At 70.7% G+C, this 15,290-nt stretch carries 13 protein-coding genes and 2 pseudogenes; 12 read left to right on the forward strand and 3 right to left on the reverse strand.

Annotated elements, in window-relative coordinates:
- Positions 1 to 144: 144 nt before the first annotated feature.
- The 3 genes from ABZT04_RS44845 to ABZT04_RS44855 all read left to right on the forward strand — a co-directional run bounded on the left by ABZT04_RS44845 (position 145) and on the right by ABZT04_RS44855 (position 1,488).
- A complete protein-coding gene (locus tag ABZT04_RS44845) occupies positions 145 to 351 on the forward strand; it encodes a hypothetical protein (RefSeq protein ID WP_356066199.1) in 207 nt (68 codons plus the stop codon).
- A gap of 236 nt (positions 352 to 587) precedes the next feature.
- A complete protein-coding gene (locus ABZT04_RS44850) occupies positions 588 to 752 on the forward strand; it encodes a hypothetical protein (RefSeq protein ID WP_356066202.1) in 165 nt (54 codons plus the stop codon).
- A gap of 91 nt (positions 753 to 843) precedes the next feature.
- Positions 844 to 1,488 carry a helix-turn-helix domain-containing protein gene (locus ABZT04_RS44855; RefSeq protein WP_356066205.1) on the forward strand — a complete coding sequence of 215 codons (645 nt, stop codon included), beginning with the start codon at positions 844 to 846 and terminating at the stop codon, positions 1,486 to 1,488.
- Between the two features lie 3 nt (positions 1,489 to 1,491).
- Here ABZT04_RS44855 and ABZT04_RS44860 read toward each other — a convergent pair whose 3' ends face one another.
- Together ABZT04_RS44860 and ABZT04_RS44865 are read right to left on the reverse strand one after the other, a co-directional pair.
- Positions 1,492 to 2,268, reverse strand: coding sequence for a DUF2993 domain-containing protein (locus ABZT04_RS44860; RefSeq protein ID WP_356066208.1), 777 nt, complete (start codon positions 2,266 to 2,268; stop codon positions 1,492 to 1,494).
- Between the two features lie 21 nt (positions 2,269 to 2,289).
- Positions 2,290 to 2,919, reverse strand: a complete 630-nt coding sequence (locus ABZT04_RS44865) for a TetR/AcrR family transcriptional regulator (protein WP_356066210.1) — start codon at positions 2,917 to 2,919, stop codon at positions 2,290 to 2,292.
- A gap of 108 nt (positions 2,920 to 3,027) precedes the next feature.
- Between ABZT04_RS44865 and ABZT04_RS44870 the strand changes: the two genes are divergently transcribed.
- From ABZT04_RS44870 to ABZT04_RS44890, 5 genes and pseudogenes are all read left to right on the forward strand, one after another.
- Positions 3,028 to 4,638: an MFS transporter gene (locus ABZT04_RS44870; protein WP_356066213.1), complete on the forward strand. Its 1,611-nt coding sequence runs from the start codon at positions 3,028 to 3,030 to the stop codon at positions 4,636 to 4,638.
- Positions 4,639 to 4,646: 8 nt separating this feature from the next.
- Positions 4,647 to 4,769, forward strand: a pseudogene (locus ABZT04_RS44875) (extradiol ring-cleavage dioxygenase); the annotation flags it as partial.
- A 58-nt stretch (positions 4,770 to 4,827) separates the two neighbouring features.
- Positions 4,828 to 5,895, forward strand: a complete 1,068-nt coding sequence (locus tag ABZT04_RS44880; RefSeq protein ID WP_356066216.1) for a YbhN family protein — start codon at positions 4,828 to 4,830, stop codon at positions 5,893 to 5,895.
- 140 nt (positions 5,896 to 6,035) lie between these two features.
- Positions 6,036 to 7,538, forward strand: coding sequence for a hypothetical protein (locus ABZT04_RS44885; protein ID WP_356066231.1), 1,503 nt, complete (start codon positions 6,036 to 6,038; stop codon positions 7,536 to 7,538).
- 58 nt (positions 7,539 to 7,596) lie between these two features.
- Entirely contained in the window at positions 7,597 to 8,340 is a 744-nt protein-coding gene (locus ABZT04_RS44890; RefSeq protein ID WP_356066219.1) for a hypothetical protein, read from the forward strand.
- A gap of 28 nt (positions 8,341 to 8,368) precedes the next feature.
- On the opposite strand, the gene ABZT04_RS44895 is transcribed toward ABZT04_RS44890, so the two are convergent.
- Positions 8,369 to 9,592: a chitinase gene (locus ABZT04_RS44895; RefSeq protein ID WP_356066222.1), complete on the reverse strand. Its 1,224-nt coding sequence runs from the start codon at positions 9,590 to 9,592 to the stop codon at positions 8,369 to 8,371.
- A 236-nt stretch (positions 9,593 to 9,828) separates the two neighbouring features.
- On the opposite strand from ABZT04_RS44895, the gene ABZT04_RS44900 reads away from it, so the two are divergent.
- The 4 genes and pseudogenes from ABZT04_RS44900 to ABZT04_RS44915 all read left to right on the forward strand — a co-directional run.
- On the forward strand, positions 9,829 to 13,203 hold the full coding sequence (locus ABZT04_RS44900) for a pyruvate carboxylase (RefSeq protein WP_356066233.1): 3,375 nt from the start codon (positions 9,829 to 9,831) through the stop codon (positions 13,201 to 13,203).
- Between the two features lie 100 nt (positions 13,204 to 13,303).
- Complete coding sequence (locus tag ABZT04_RS44905; RefSeq protein WP_356066225.1) at positions 13,304 to 13,903, forward strand: isochorismatase family protein; 600 nt, start codon at positions 13,304 to 13,306, stop codon at positions 13,901 to 13,903.
- A 10-nt stretch (positions 13,904 to 13,913) separates the two neighbouring features.
- Positions 13,914 to 14,822, forward strand: coding sequence for a DJ-1/PfpI family protein (locus tag ABZT04_RS44910; RefSeq protein ID WP_356066228.1), 909 nt, complete (start codon positions 13,914 to 13,916; stop codon positions 14,820 to 14,822).
- A gap of 84 nt (positions 14,823 to 14,906) precedes the next feature.
- Positions 14,907 to 15,290: pseudogene (locus ABZT04_RS44915) on the forward strand (DinB family protein); the annotation flags it as partial.

The following is a 15,290-nucleotide window of genomic DNA, read 5'->3' on the forward strand; positions in this document are numbered from 1 at the left end:
TTTTCTCACACCCCCCGGGTTTGTCCTTCCGGCTCAAATTTCTTTGGGGGCGGGGCCCCCCACCTCAGGTGCGGGCCCGGCCGTCGTGGGGTTGCCGGAAGGGGGAGTCGTGGCGTGGCGGAGTGAGGGGTTCGGGCCTCCTGTGTGTGCGGCGGCTGGTGGGAGCACATCAACGCGGTCGAGCGCCGTACGGTCCCGCTGCCGGGAGAACTCTCCGATCTGATGATGCAGTTGGAGAAAGGGCGGCTCGACGCACTCGCGGAGACGGCGCCGGTGGCCGCGCTGAAGACGGTGGCCATGCTGGTGCACATGGCCGGCCGGGTCGGCAAGGAGGCCGCGTACGGAGCGTAGGCCGACGAGGCGTCGAGCGAGTCACACGGCAGGGCACTCGGACTCGGCGGGAGCAGGGCGCGGTCCCGGCTCTACCACTACGTCTGCGCCCACCACCGACAAAAGTGGGGCGTGGTCCGACCAGGCGAAGCCCGGCAGCGGGCCAACGCCGTGCGAGCCGGCGACGCCGGGCGGGTCGTCGCGACGGAGCTGAGCAAGGAGAGCCGCGCGCCTTCGCCGAGGCTGGCCTGGACGACGTGGTCACCGTGCCGGAGAAGGACGACGCGCGCGCCGGCAACGAAGGCGGTATCGACCTCGCCGGCCTCCAGCACCACCTGCACCATGTCCGCGACCGGGCCAACGACCACCGAAGCATCACCTTCCCGGTGGAGGAGGGCGTGGAGACCAGTCGCCGTCTGTAATGCGGCGAAGCACTGGACCCGGGGGCCCGTGCCAGACTGGGCGTACCCGCTCGCCCCGCTCCTTAGCTTCCGTACCGCACCGAGGTTGTCCGTGACCAAGCCCTTGGCCCGTGTCCCCCAGCGAAGCAACGCGCGCTCCAACCGGGAGCGCATCCTGGCCACGGCCCGCCGGGAACTCGGCCGGAACCCGGACGTCACCCTGGAGGAGATCGCCCGCGCGTCCGGCGTGGTGCGACGTACCCTGTTCGGGCACTTCCCCGGCCGGGAGGCGCTGCTGGAGGCGCTGGCCGAGGAGGCGGCGGAGGCCCTGCGAGACGCGCTGCCCGCCGACCCGGCACCGGCGGAGTCGGCCGACCGGTCGTTCGCGCGGTTCGTGCTGTCGATGTGGACCGTGGGGGACCGCTACCGGCTCCTCCTGGCGCTGGCCCGCCGCGACCTGGGCCAGGAGCGCGTGACCGAGGTCCTGGCACCGGCCCGCCGCGCGGCCACCACCATCCTGGACCGGGGTCAGCGCGACGGCGTCTTCCACACCCAGTTGCCGCCGGCCGTGCTGAGCGCCGGCCTTGAAGGCATGACGGTCGCCCTGCTCGAAGAGGTCAACTCCGGGGAGTTGGAGGACGACGGGACCCGTGTGGCGGTCGCCGCGCTTATCGCGGCGGGTGTGCCGGAGCAGCAGGCGCGGGTCGTGGTGGACGAGGTCGCGCCCGCGCAGGTTGCGCGGGTAGTGGAGGGCTGAGGCTCAAGTGCCTTCCCCCGATCGGAAGGTGACCGACTCGCCCGACAGGCGGGCGCTGAGCCCGCTCCCCGTCGTGGTGACCGAGCGCAGTCGCAGGCCGTGCGGGATGTTCCGCAGGTGGATCGGCTGCTCGAAGACCTTGGCGATCGCCACACGTGCCACCTCGGGCAGTAGACCGCCCGTGACCTCCAAGTCCCTGAAGGCGATGCGGTTGCCGGACAGGACCGAGACGGTCGTCGTCACGGTGATGTCGTCGCCGGGCAGCAAGCGGACGCTCGCGCGGACCTGATCGGGGCGGCTGCCCCGGCTGATCTCCAGCCCCAGGGCGTCGGACACGTCCGGGTAGGACAGGAGGGCGGTCGCGTCCGCCGAGTGGGCCAGCGCCGTCCTGTCGTCGTCGGACTTCCTCAACCCCTTTAGCCGCAGGGAGAGTTCGCTCACCGGCAGCGGACCCGTGATGTCGCTCGCCGGTAGGTCGTGCGCGGTGATGTCCACGTGCCGCAGGGTGCCGGAGGCCATCTGCGTCAGGGCCGGGAATCCCCGCACGTCGACATCAGGGGTGGTCGGGGTGTGCATGCCCATCTGGAACGCCTTGGCCGTACGCGACTCCACCCTCGCCACCGCGAGACGGTCGACGACGACAGGGGCGAGGAGCAGCGCGAGCAGTGCGCCGACGGCGATGACGACCGGTCGCCGGTTCCTTCGGGGCGGGGTCGACTCGTAGGGCTTGTGTGTGGCATCGGTGCCGAAGTCGCCGTACTCGTCCGGGCGTTGCTGCATGGGTTTCTCCATCGACGGGATTCAACGGGGTGGTTGGGTCGACCCGGTGCCGCCATTGGCGCGGTGGACCGTGGTGGTCGCGCGGTCGGCGCTGACGCCCACGGCGATCAGGGCCGCGGTGGCGGCGGCCGTGCCGTCGTCGGTCCAGAGGCCGGCGGTGACGCTGTCCAGGAGGGATAGCAGGTGTGCCTCCAGGGCCCTGGTGAGCGGGACCGGTGGGACGGCGGTGTGGAAGACGCCTTGCTGCTGGCCGTGGGCGAGGATCCCGGCGACCGTGTCACGGGCCGGGCCCAGCAGCGCGCCGACTCCGGCGGGGTCGAGATCGTGCGGGCCGAGGGTGATGAGCGTGCGGTAGCGGTCGCCGACCGGCCACAGCGCGAGGATGAAGCGGGCCAGGGCGGTCTCCGCGTCCGGCGTCGGCGTGCGTGCGGCGGCGCTCGCCCGCCGTACCGCCGCACCGGCGTCCGCCGCGAGGCCGTGGACCAGTGCGGCCCGGCCTGCGAAGTGGCCGTAGAGAGTGCGACGGGCCACGCCCGCGGCTTCGGCGATGTCACCGAGGCTGCTGTCGGGGTCGCGGCCCAGTTCCCGCCGGGCAGCTTCCAGGATGCGGGCGCGGGTGGCGCGCGCCTTGGCGCCGCTGCGGCCGGTCACATCGACACCTCCTGGGGGCTGGCCCGTCCCGGCATATTTGCACATCGGTGAGCAATAAAATAGCCTGCACATCAGTGAGCAATTAACGTCCTCTCTGGGAGGCCTCCGATGCCGCTCTTCGTCACCACACCCGTCGACAGGATGGCCGGGCCCTACGCCCGGCGATGGTCCGCCCTGATCGTGCTCTGCCTGAGCCTGCTGATCGTGGTCATGGCGAACACCTCACTGATCGTGGCCGCGCCGGACATGACCACGGACCTGGGTCTGAGCAGCAGCGATCTGCAGTGGGTGGTCGACGGCTACACCGTGCCGTACGCCGCGCTGATGCTCGTACTGGGCTCGATCGGCGACAAGTACAGCCGCCGCGGCGCGCTCCTGACGGGCCTGGTGATCTTCGCCGGCGGATCGGTGATGGGCAGCCTGGTCCACGGGACCGGACTGGTCATCACCGCCCGCGCGGTCATGGGCGTAGGCGCCGCGGTGGTCATGCCGGCCACGCTCTCCCTGCTGGTCGCGATCTTCCCGAAGCGTGAGCGGGCGCGGGCCATCACGGCCTGGACCGCGACCTCCGGTCTCGCCATCGCCGTCGGCCCCCTGGTCGCGGGCTGGCTGCTGGAGGACCACGCGTGGGGCTCCACGTTCCTGATCAACGTCCCCATCGCACTCGCCGCGGTCGTCGGCGCCCTGGTCCTCGTGCCGCCGTCCAAGGCGGACTCGATGGCCCGGATCGACTACGTGGGCGGTCTGCTCTCGATCGTCTCGGTCGGCAGCCTGGTCTACGCGATCATCGAGGGCCCGCACTTCGGCTGGGGCGCGGGTCCGGTCGCCGCGGCCGTCGTCGCCGCCGTCGGTCTGCCCGCCTTCGTGGCCTGGGAGCTGCGCCACCCGCACCCGATGCTCGACGTCCGCAAGTTCGCCCAGCGCCCCTTCAGCGGCTCGATGACGGCCGTGCTGTTCTTCTTCTTCGGCACCTTCGGCGCGATCTACTACGCCACGCAGTTCCTGCAGTTCGTCATCGGCTACAACGCGCTGGAGACCGGTGTACGACTGCTGCCGCTGGCCGGTGCCGTCTTCGTCGGCGCCATGGTCACCGGGCGGCTCACCCCCAGGCTGGGCATGAAGCCGATGGTGGTGGCCGGCATGGTGATCGGCACCGTGGGCGTCTTCCTGCTCACCCAGGTCGACAAGGCCTCCACCTACGGCGACTTCCTGCCCACGATGATGCTGCTGGGCTTCGCCATCGGGCTGAGCGTCTCCCCGGCCACGGACACGATCATGGGCTCCTTCCCGGAGAACGAACTGGGCGTGGGCGGCGGCGCCAACGACACCGCGCTCGAACTGGGCGGTTCCCTCGGTATCGCCATCCTCGGCTCGCTGCTGGGCACCACCTACAAGGACAGGCTGACCGATCTGGTCGGCGGCCACCTCCCCGCCGCCGCGCTCGACACCGCCAAGGACTCGGTGGGCGGCGGCCTCGCGGTCGCCCAGCAGGTCGCGAAGACACCGTCCGCCGGACCGCAGCAGGCGCAGGCCCTGGTCGACGCAGTGCACGAGGCCTTCGCCCACGGCGTCGCGCAGACCAGCCTGGTCGGTGGGATCATCATGGCCGCCGGCACACTGATCGTCCTCGCGGTCCTGCCCGGCCGCCGCGCTGCCGGCAAGTCCGAGCCGAAGGCGACGGAGGTCGGAAGCGAGAAGGAGCACGCCGAGTCCGTCTAGAACCCTCCAGTACCCACCAGGGCATCGGCATCCGGGGGCACGCTCCGGTCGGTCGGACCATCGTGGATAAACTGGCGCAGTTCCGCCCCGGCGCCCGCTCCCCGGCCCGTTCGGAGAACCGTCCCCGCTGAAGGGGTGTCGGGATCGCCGACGGCTGGAGCTCACTTCACGAAATCGACGGTCCTGCCTGTGCCTGCTCCGGACACCACCGCCACCGAACCGGCCGACGCGCCGCCGCGTCACACCCGACGCTGGCTGCGTCCGGCGGTGATCACCGTCCTGCTCGCGCTGTTCACCGTCGAACTCGTCCTGGGATGGCCGTCGTTGGCATCCGCGTTGTCGCAGTTGCGTGCGCCCCGGCTGAACTGGTTCGCCGTGGCGCTCCTCGCCGAAGTGGCCGCCATGGGCTGCTACGCCCGCATGCAGCGCAGACTCCTGCGCTCGGCCGGGGTGAAGGTACCGATCCAGCACCACATCGCCCTGGCCTACGCCGCCCACTCGCTCAGCGTCACCCTGCCCGGCGGTCCGGCCTTCTCCACCCACTTCAACTACCAGCAGATGCGCCGCTTCGGGGCCACGCCCGCCGTCGCCTCCTGGTGCATCGCCCTGTCCGGCATGCTCTCCGCGGCGGCCCTGGCCGTCGTCACCGCGATCTCCGCGCTCGTCTCCGACGGCGACCTCCAGTGGCACAGCCTCATCACGCCGGCCCTGGCCGTACTCCTGCTCACCGTCGGCATCCGGCGCATAACCCGCCACCCCGAGAAGGTCGAACCGGCGACCCGCGCCGCGCTGGCCCGCGTCAACCGGCTGCGCCACCTTCCCGAGACCCAGGGCCTCGACCGCATACGCGGCTTCATCGAGCAACTCCGCACCGCCCGGCTCAAACCCCGGCACGCGGCAGTCGCCGCCGTCTTCGCCGTCCTCAACTGGCTGCTCGACGCGGGCTGTCTGTGGCTGTGCTTCCACGCCATCAGCGACACACGGATCAGCAACGCCCAACTGCTGCTCGCCTTCTGCGCGGGCATGGCCGCCGGCACCCTCACGATCATCCCCGGCGGCCTCGGCCTCATCGACAGCGCGCTGATCCTCGGACTGGTCACGGGCGGTGTCGCGACCGGCACCGCCATCGCCACGGTCGTGCTCTACCGGATCATCAGCTTCGGCTTCATCATCGGCGTCGGCTGGATAACCTGGCTGATCATCCGCCGCCACAACCGCAGGGAACCGGAACCGGAAGCGGCCGTCCAGCGAGGTTGAGGAACCGCCAAGTTCTCGCTGTTCTTGCGGTGAACCCGACCGTACACTGACAAGTCACGGTAACGGGGGCATTGTTGAGCGGGGGGAAAGCCATGTCCGAAGATCAGTACGGCGCTTTTCAGGGGTTCGCCGTTCCACCCATGCCGTCGTCACCGCCACCCGCTCCACCGGACCGACTGAGATCCGTGGCGGTGGGCCTGCTCAACCTCAGTGGTCTCGGGCTCGGTTACGCCCTGACGCGCCGCTGGCTGCTGATGGCCGTGTGCTGGGTCGCGACCGCGGTCCTGCTGCTGGTGGCGCTGCCCGCCGACCCGGACGGGGTCTCCGGTGTCCTCGTCACCCTGTACGTCGTGTTCCTCGTGTTCGCCGCCGTCCACGGCGCGATGGTGGGTCTGCGCACCCGGCTGGCCTTGCCCGCGCCCACACCCGTCGCGGTTCTGCTGGGCCTGGTCCTGCTCGCCGTACCGGCCGGGGGAGTCGTGCTGTACGACGGCGCCCGCGACGAGGCGACCCAGCAGATGCTCCTCGACCGGCTGGAGAAGGCCGACCAACTCGTCGCGGACAACGGGAGGTTGCCGTTCACCGCGGCCGAGCCCCACTACCGCCAGGCGCTGAGTGTGTACGACGATCTCAGCACCGCGCACTCCGGTTCCCGGGCCGCCGACCGCGTGCCCGACCGGCTGAAGACGTTCTACACGACGGTCGCCGGGGCCTACGCGCAGAAGAACTACTGTGACGCGATACCCCAGTTGAAGTATCTGCGGACCGTGCCCGGCACCATCGGCAAGAAGCAGTTGGGCACGCTGGCCGCCTGGCCGGACGACAAGCTCGCCACCTCCCTGTACGAGTGCGGCTCGACCGCGCTGGCCTCCCAGAGCGCCGACTGGCCGACGAACTTCGGTGATCTGCTGGCCACGTTCCCGCAGTCGTCCCAGGCGGGTCAGGTCGAACCGGACGTCAAGTCGGCCGTCAGCAAGGCGGTTCAGGGGGTGCGCGGCAGGGAACCGTGCGCGGCCGTCGAGGAGTTGAAGAGTCTCTCCACCCAGATCGGGAGCTTGCAGGGCGGACAGGCGGCCGAGGAACTCGGCGCGGACGCCACACGGGCCGGCGGTCAGGCCGACGCCGGTGCCTATCAGTGCGGTGTCTCGCAGTACAAGGACGGCGACTTCGACTCGGCGCTCACCACGATGAACGACTTCGTGAAGAACAGCACGCACGACAAGAACCTGGCCCGCGCCAAGAAGATCGCGATCGCCGCCGAGGTGGCCCAGACGGTCCCCGCCGCGGGCAAGCACCTGCCGACGACCGCGTCCGGCGGCAGCATCTCCGTCACCGTCAAGAACGACAGCCCGGACGACATCACGGTCCTCTACACCGGCCCGGTGACCGGAAGTTTCACCCTCAAGGGCTGCGGGAGCTGCACGTCGTACTCCCTCACCACCACTCTGCTGTCCGGGTTCAAGCCGTGCAGCTCCGGCAAGAACTACCCGCAGAAGACGATCACTCTGCCGACCGGCACCACCTACTTCGTCCACCGCCCCGACAGCTCCACCGCGACCCCGGCCTCGGACACGGCCAAGCTCAGGTCGGGGTACATCTACACGGAGTGCGCCTACAGCACGGGGGCGTTCGGCACGAGCTGATGTGCACGGGCGCGGGGCGCGTCCGGGGACCGATCCCCGACCGGGGACAATCGGTGGCATGACGGACGGTAGAGACAACGCCGAGAGCCGGTTGGTCAGGATCGAGCGGCTGCTGGAGGAGGGCGGGCACGACGTGGTGCCCGCCTGGCGGCGGGTGACGCGCGGTGAGACCCGGTGGGCGGTGTCGGCCGTGATCCTGGTGGCGATCGGGCTGCAACTGATGCTGCCGCACCAGCTCGCCGCCGGGCCCTACTGGCTCCTGCCCGCCCTCGAACTGGCCCTGCTGGTGGGCCTGTTCGTCGCCAACCCCAGGCGCGCCGAACCCGGCCGGCGCTGGCTGCGCTGGCCGGGCCTGGTTCTCATGGGCGTGATCAGCCTCGCCAACGGCTGGTCCGCGGTCCGGCTGGTGGTGGGGTTGGTCAGGGGCACCGAGGGCCTGGACGCCGGACCGCTCCTGCTGACCGGCGGCGCCATCTGGCTGACGAACGTCATCGTGTTCGCCCTCTGGTACTGGGAGTGGGACCGGGGTGGCCCGATGGCGCGTGTCATGGGCCACCACCAGTTCGCCGACTTCCTCTTCGTCCAGATGCAGAGCCCGGAGACCGCGCCACCGGACTGGGAACCGGCGTTCCTCGACTACCTGTACCTGTCCTTCACCAACTCCACCGCCTTCAGCCCGACCGATGTGATGCCGCTGTCGCGCTGGGCCAAAATGCTGATGATGCTCCAGTCCTCGGTCTCCCTGGTGACCGTCGTCCTGGTGGTCGCGCGGGCGGTCAACATCTTCCGCACTCTCCGCTAGCGGCCCACTTCAGGACGATCGCGCCGGATCAGCAGGCGCCCTCGTCCTGCCAGGGGCCCCACTGCGAGGCGCCGGGCACCTCGTTCTGGGTCCACCACTTGGCCTTCCAGTTGTGGCTGCCGTACGACACCTCGTTGCCCTGCGTGTAGACGGCCGTGGAACTCCACGCCGTCTTGCACGAAGTGGGCGTCGGGGTGGGCGTGGGAGTCGGGGTCGGTGTCGAGCTGGGCGGGGTGGCGCCCGCGAACTGCACCGAGTACTTGGCGAAGTCCCAGGCGTTCTGCGCCACGCTGGAGCACGTCCCGGACGTCGTACCGCCGTTGTCGACCGGACTGCATTGCCGGTCGCGGTTGAGGGACCAGAAGGTGAAGCGGTCCATGTTGTGGCTGGTGGCGTAGTTCAGGACCGTCTGGAAGTCGGCCTGGGTGAAGTACTCGCCGGTGTCGCTGCGCCCGTTCATCCCCGAGAAGCCCTCGTGGGCGTAGGCGGTCGCCTGGTCCCAGCCGAACGTGGACTGGAGGATGGAGTTGAAGTTGGTGAGCGCGCTGGTCTGCGAGGCCGCGCCGTTGAAGCCGCCGTCGAACGGCATGATGGAGAAGTTGTTCGGGGTGAACCCCTGCGACTTCGCCTCCAGCAGCATCTGCTTGCCGAACCAGCCGGTGCCGTCCGCCGTACCGGCCGTGGTGACGGAGACGTACAGGCCCGGATTGTTCGCCTGGAGGATCTTGGCCGCGCCGATCTCGTTGTGGATGGCCGCGGTGTTCTCGTACTCCGGCTCCTCCAGGTCGAAGTCGATCGCGTGGAGTCCGTACTTGGTGATCACCTGCTGGTAGGCCGCAGCCGTCGAGGCCGGGTCCGCGCAGGTCTGGCCGAGCTTGGTGCCGCCGTAGCCGCCGATCGAGACGGAGACGTCGCCGCCCTTGGCACGGATGGTGTTGATCACCGACTGGACGGCGGTGTCCGAGGAGACCGGTGAGGTGCCGCCCCAGGTGGGGGAACAACCGCCGCCGTTCGGGGCGAGGACGAAGGCGAGCTGGAAGGCCTTGAGGCCGGTGGCGTCCATGATGGCGCCGGCGTCCGGCGGGTTGTTGTCCGTCGGCATCAGATAGGGGGCCGCGGCGTACCAGCGGTTGCTCAGCGCGGCGGCGGCGTTGGTGGCGCCCTGGGCGTTGCCCGCGACCAGCGCGGTCGTGCCCGCGGCGGCGAGTGTCACGGCGGCTGCCGCGCCGAGACATGCGCGAAGACGTGTCACGTTGTGCCTCCGGTGGGGAGTGGGGGAGGCGCCCAGCTTCCGACGATGTCGCGGTCACGTCAATGGATTGGACTGGACCACATCGCACTTTGGACTAGACCATACGATTCTTTTACCCTCGGCCCGGCGATACGCGTCGCGCGACACGTTTCCCGTTAGTGTCCCGGCTCACATGGCGTTATAGGGGTGACGCAGACACCATGGTGCACGTCACCGGCAGGCTGAAGGGATCGGGAATGTTCCGCAAGGTGCTGGTCGCCAACCGTGGAGAGATCGCGATTAGGGCGTTCCGCGCCGGCTATGAGCTGGGCGCGCGAACGGTCGCGGTCTTCCCCCACGAGGACCGCAATTCGCTGCACCGGCTGAAGGCCGATGAGGCCTACGAGATCGGTGAGCCCGGGCATCCGGTCCGCGCGTATCTCTCGGTCGAGGAGATCGTCCGCGCGGCCCAGCGCGCCGGAGCGGACGCGGTGTATCCGGGCTACGGGTTCCTCTCGGAGAACCCCGAACTCGCCCGCGCCTGCGAGGAGGCGGGCATCACCTTCGTCGGCCCCAGCGCCCACATCCTGGAGCTGACCGGCAACAAGGCCACCGCGGTCGCCGCCGCCCGCGCGGCCGGCGTGCCCGTACTCGGCTCCTCCGCGCCCTCCACCGACGTCGACGAACTGGTGCGCGCCGCCGAGGAGATCGGCTTCCCGGTGTTCGTGAAGGCCGTCGCGGGCGGCGGCGGGCGCGGTATGCGCCGCGTCGAGGACCCCGCCACCCTGCGCGAGTCCATCGAGGCCGCCGCCCGCGAGGCCATGTCCGCGTTCGGCGACGCCACGGTGTTCCTGGAGAAGGCCGTCGTCGACCCCCGCCACATCGAGGTGCAGATCCTCGCCGACGGCGAGGGCAACTTCATCCACCTCTTCGAACGCGACTGTTCGCTGCAACGCCGGCACCAGAAGGTCGTCGAGCTGGCCCCCGCGCCCAACCTCGACCCCGCCCTGCGCGACCGCATCTGCGCCGACGCCGTCCGCTTCGCCCGCGAGATCGGCTACCGCAACGCGGGCACCGTCGAGTTCCTCCTCGACCCGCAGGGCAACCACGTCTTCATCGAGATGAACCCGCGCATCCAGGTCGAGCACACGGTGACCGAGGAGGTCACCGACGTCGACCTCGTGCAGGCGCAGTTGCGGATCGCCGCCGGGGAGACCCTCGCCGACCTCGGCCTCTCCCAGGAGACGGTCACCCTGCACGGCGCGGCCCTCCAGTGCCGTATCACCACCGAGGACCCCGCCAACGGCTTCCGCCCGGACACCGGCCGCATCAGCGCCTACCGCTCACCCGGAGGCTCCGGTATCCGGCTCGACGGCGGAACGACCCACGCCGGTACGGAGATCAGCGCGCACTTCGACTCGATGCTGGTCAAACTGACCTGCCGGGGACGGGACTTCACCACCGCCGTCAACCGCGCCCGGCGCGCGGTCGCCGAGTTCCGTATCCGGGGCGTGTCCACCAACATCCCGTTCCTCCAAGCGGTGCTGGACGACCCGGACTTCCAGGCCGGACGGATCACCACGTCGTTCATCGAGCAGCGCCCGCAGTTGCTGACGGCACGTCAATCGGCCGACCGCGGAACCAAGCTGCTCACCTACCTCGCCGACGTCACGGTCAACAAGCCGCACGGCGAACGCCCCGACCTGATCGACCCGAGCACCAAGCTGCCGCCGGTCCCCACCACCGAACCCCCGGCCGGTTCACGGCAGTTGCTCGCCGAGCTCGGCCCCGAGGGCTTCGCCCGCCATCTGCGCGAGTCGCCCACGATCGGCGTCACCGACACCACCTTCCGCGACGCCCACCAGTCGCTCCTCGCCACCCGCGTCCGCACCAAGGACCTCCTCGCGGTCGCCCCGGTCGTGGCTCACACCGTGCCCGGGCTGCTCTCCCTGGAGTGCTGGGGCGGCGCCACCTACGACGTCGCCCTGCGCTTCCTCGCCGAGGACCCCTGGGACCGGCTGGCCGCCCTGCGCGAGGCAGTCCCCAACATCTGCCTCCAGATGCTGCTGCGCGGCCGCAACACCGTCGGCTACACGCCGTATCCGACCCAGGTCACCGACGCCTTCGTCCAGGAGGCCGCCGCCACCGGCATCGACATCTTCCGCATCTTCGACGCCCTGAACGACGTCGGCCAGATGCGCCCGGCCATCGACGCCGTACGCGCCACCGGAACGTCGATCGCCGAGGTCGCCCTCTGCTACACCTCGGACCTGTCCGACCCGGGCGAGCGCCTCTACACGCTCGACTACTACCTCCGCCTGGCCGAACAGATCGTCGAGGCGGGCGCCCACGTCCTCGCGGTGAAGGACATGGCGGGCCTGCTCCGAGCCCCGGCCGCCGCGACCCTCGTGTCGGCACTGCGCCGCGAGTTCGGGCTGCCGGTCCACCTGCACACCCACGACACGGCCGGTGGCCAGCTCGCCACCTACCTCGCCGCGATCCAGGCCGGCGCTGACGCCGTCGACGGCGCGGTGGCCTCCATGGCGGGCACCACCTCGCAGCCGTCCCTGTCGGCCATCGTCGCCGCCACCGACTACTCCGACCGCCCCACCGGCCTCGACCTCCAGGCGATCGGCGACCTGGAGCCGTACTGGGAGAGCGTCCGCAAGATCTACGCCCCCTTCGAGGCGGGCCTCGCCTCACCCACCGGCCGCGTCTACCACCACGAGATCCCCGGCGGCCAGCTCTCCAACCTGCGCACCCAGGCCATCGCGCTCGGACTCGGCGACCGCTTCGAGGACATCGAGGCGATGTACGCCGCCGCCGACCGCATCCTCGGCCATTTGGTCAAGGTCACCCCGTCGTCGAAGGTCGTCGGCGACCTCGCCCTGCACCTGGTCGGCGCCGGAGTCACCCCCGCCGACTTCGAGGCGTCCCCCGACCGCTACGACATCCCCGACTCCGTGATCGGCTTCCTGCGCGGCGAGCTGGGCACCCCGCCCGGCGGCTGGCCCGAGCCGTTCCGCACCAAGGCACTCCAGGGCCGCGCCGCCCCCAAGGCCGTACAGGAACTCAGCCCCGAGGACCGCACGGCCCTCGACAAGGACCGCCGCGCCACCCTCAACCGCCTGCTGTTCCCCGGCCCGACCCGCGAGTACGAGACGCACCGCCAGACCTACGGCGACACCAGCGTCCTGGACAGCAAGGACTTCTTCTACGGCATCCGTCCCGGCAAGGAGTACACGGTCGACCTGGAACCCGGCGTCCGGCTGCTCATCGAGCTGGAGGCCGTCGGAGAGGCCGACGAACGCGGGATGCGCACCGTGATGTCCGCGCTGAACGGCCAGATCCGCCCGATCCAGGTCCGCGACAGCTCCGCGGCCTCCGACATCCCCGTGACCGAGAAGGCCGACCGCGCCAACTCCGGCCATGTCGCCGCCCCGTTCGCGGGCGTGGTCACCCTCGCGGTCGAGGAGGGCGACGAGGTGGAGGCCGGCGTCACCGTCGCCACCATCGAGGCCATGAAGATGGAGGCGGCCATCACCGCGCCCACGGCCGGCCGGGTCGCCCGCCTCGCCATCAACCGTATCCAGCAGGTGGAGGGCGGCGACCTGCTCGTCGAACTGAGGTAGACAGTCCGGCGACAGGCCGCTTCACCGGTGACCGGATCGGTCCGCTCCCGGACCCGATGCGGCCTGTCGCCGCCCCACCCCCAGGGCGCAGTCTTGGGACATGACCCGAGCACTGATCGTCATCGATGTCCAGGAGTCCTTCCGCGCCCGCCCGCTGTGGGAGACCATCTCCGATCCGAAGGTCGCCGAGAAGGCGAACCGCCTGGTCCGCCTCGCGCGCCAGGCCGGCGACCTGGTCGTGTGGGTACTGCACACCGCCCCGGGCAGCGGCGACGTCTTCGACCCGGCCCTCGGCCACGTCCGGCTGATGGACGAACTGGAGCGCGCGGAGGGCGAACCGCTCCTCCACAAGACCTCGCACAACGCCTTCACCACCACCAACCTCCAGCAACTCCTCACCGAGCACGGCGTCCACGAGGTCGCCGTCTGCGGCATCCGCACCGAACAGTGCGTCGAGACCACCGCGCGCGTCGCCAGCGACCTCGGCTACCGGGTCACCTTCGTCACCGACGCCACGGCCACGAACCCCATCCCGCACCGCGACGCCCCCGCCGGCCAGAGCGTCGCCGCACTCTTGGCCGACCCCCGCACCCTGCCCGCCGACGAGATCATCCGCCGCACCGAGTACGCCCTCGCCGGCCGCTTCGCCACCATCGCGACGGTCGACGAACTGGAAGCCGCCGCCGCACATCGGGCATGATGACCGGATCGTGAGCCACGTCGTCTTCTTCCTGGTACCCGGAGTCCACCTGCTGGACCTGGCCGGCCCCGCGCAGGTCTTCTCCACGGCGGCCGGCTTCGGGCACCCCTACACCCTCTCCTACGTCGCCGAGCAGCCCCAGGTCACCAGCGCCCAGGGGCTGCCGCTGGCGGCAGGCCCCGACTGGCCCGAACTGGGGCCCGAGGACCTGATCGTCGTGCCGGGCTGGCGTTCCGACCGGCTGGCGGACGCGCCCGCCATCGGCACCGACACCCTGCGGCGGCTACGGGACCACCACGCCCGGGGCGGCACGGTGGCCAGCGTCTGCGCCGGCGCCGAGGCGCTCGGCCGGGCCGGACTCCTCGACGGCCGGTACTGCACCACCCACCACGACGTGCAGGACGAACTCGCCCTGCGCCACCCGAAGGCGACCGTCGTCCGCGACGTCCTGTTCACCACCGACGACCGGGTCATCACCTCGGCCGGCATCGCCAGCGGCATCGACCTCGCCCTGCACCTGATCGCTGCCCGGCACGGTCCCGCCGCGGCCGCCCGAACCGCCCGGGACATGGTCGTCTACGCCCGCCGCAACGGCCACGAGCCGCAGTCCAGCGCGATGCTCCGGCACCGCTCCCACCTGGACGACACGGTGCACCGCGCCCAGGACCTCATCGACACCGGGTTCGACCGGCCACTGCCCCTGCCCGACCTCGCCTCGGCGGTCGGCGTCAGCGAACGCACCCTCACCCGCCTCTTCACCCGGGCCACCGGACTCACCCCGCTGCGCTACCAGCAGACCCTGCGGCTCGAACGCGCCGAGCACCTCATCAGCCACGGCTCCACGATCGACGCAGCCGCCCGCTCGGTCGGCTTCGAGGACCCGCGCATGCTGCGCCGGCTGCGCGCCCGCACGGCCTGACCGGGCACAAATCAGAGGCGGCGCACGGGAGTTGCTGTTACTTTGCCGCCCCGACGGCCGACCGTCCCGCCACAGGAGTGCCGAGTGATCCCACCCCGTCTGGCTCCGCTTCTCGACCAGTTCGACCTCGCGTGCGAACGCCTCTCCAGCCGTATGACCGGGCCCGTCATGGACAGCGGCGACGGGACGGACACCCCGGTCGGGCCGATGACCGACGCGGAGTACTTCTGGGAACCGGTGCCGGACTGCTGGTCGGTGCGGCGACGCACGGACGGGCCCGGAGCGCGGGCAACTCACCTGGCGGGACAGGGCGATTGGGGCCGCGACGCCGCGTCGTACCCGCACCCGTGGCCCCCGCCCTTCACCACCCTCGCCTGGCGGCTGAGCCACCTCACCGAGCTGCTGGCCCTCCGCGCCGACCACACGGTCGGCAGTCGCAGCCTGACCCGCGCCGACCACCCCGTCCCC

Origin of the sequence: Streptomyces sp. NPDC005492, from assembly GCF_040605995.1 — a bacterium.
Lineage (GTDB): Bacteria > Actinomycetota > Actinomycetes > Streptomycetales > Streptomycetaceae > Streptomyces.

Bases quoted from the DNA above. Each gene is read 5' to 3' on its own strand.
- ABZT04_RS44860 (WP_356066208.1), bottom strand. From the start codon at position 2,268: ATGCAGCAACGCCCGGACGAGTACGGCGACTTCGGCACCGATGCCACA.
- ABZT04_RS44870 (WP_356066213.1), top strand. From the start codon at position 3,028: ATGCCGCTCTTCGTCACCACACCCGTCGACAGGATGGCCGGGCCCTAC.
- ABZT04_RS44885 (WP_356066231.1), top strand. From the start codon at position 6,036: ATGCCGTCGTCACCGCCACCCGCTCCACCGGACCGACTGAGATCCGTG.
- ABZT04_RS44890 (WP_356066219.1), top strand. From the start codon at position 7,597: ATGACGGACGGTAGAGACAACGCCGAGAGCCGGTTGGTCAGGATCGAG.
- ABZT04_RS44900 (WP_356066233.1), top strand. From the start codon at position 9,829: ATGTTCCGCAAGGTGCTGGTCGCCAACCGTGGAGAGATCGCGATTAGG.
- ABZT04_RS44905 (WP_356066225.1), top strand. From the start codon at position 13,304: ATGACCCGAGCACTGATCGTCATCGATGTCCAGGAGTCCTTCCGCGCC.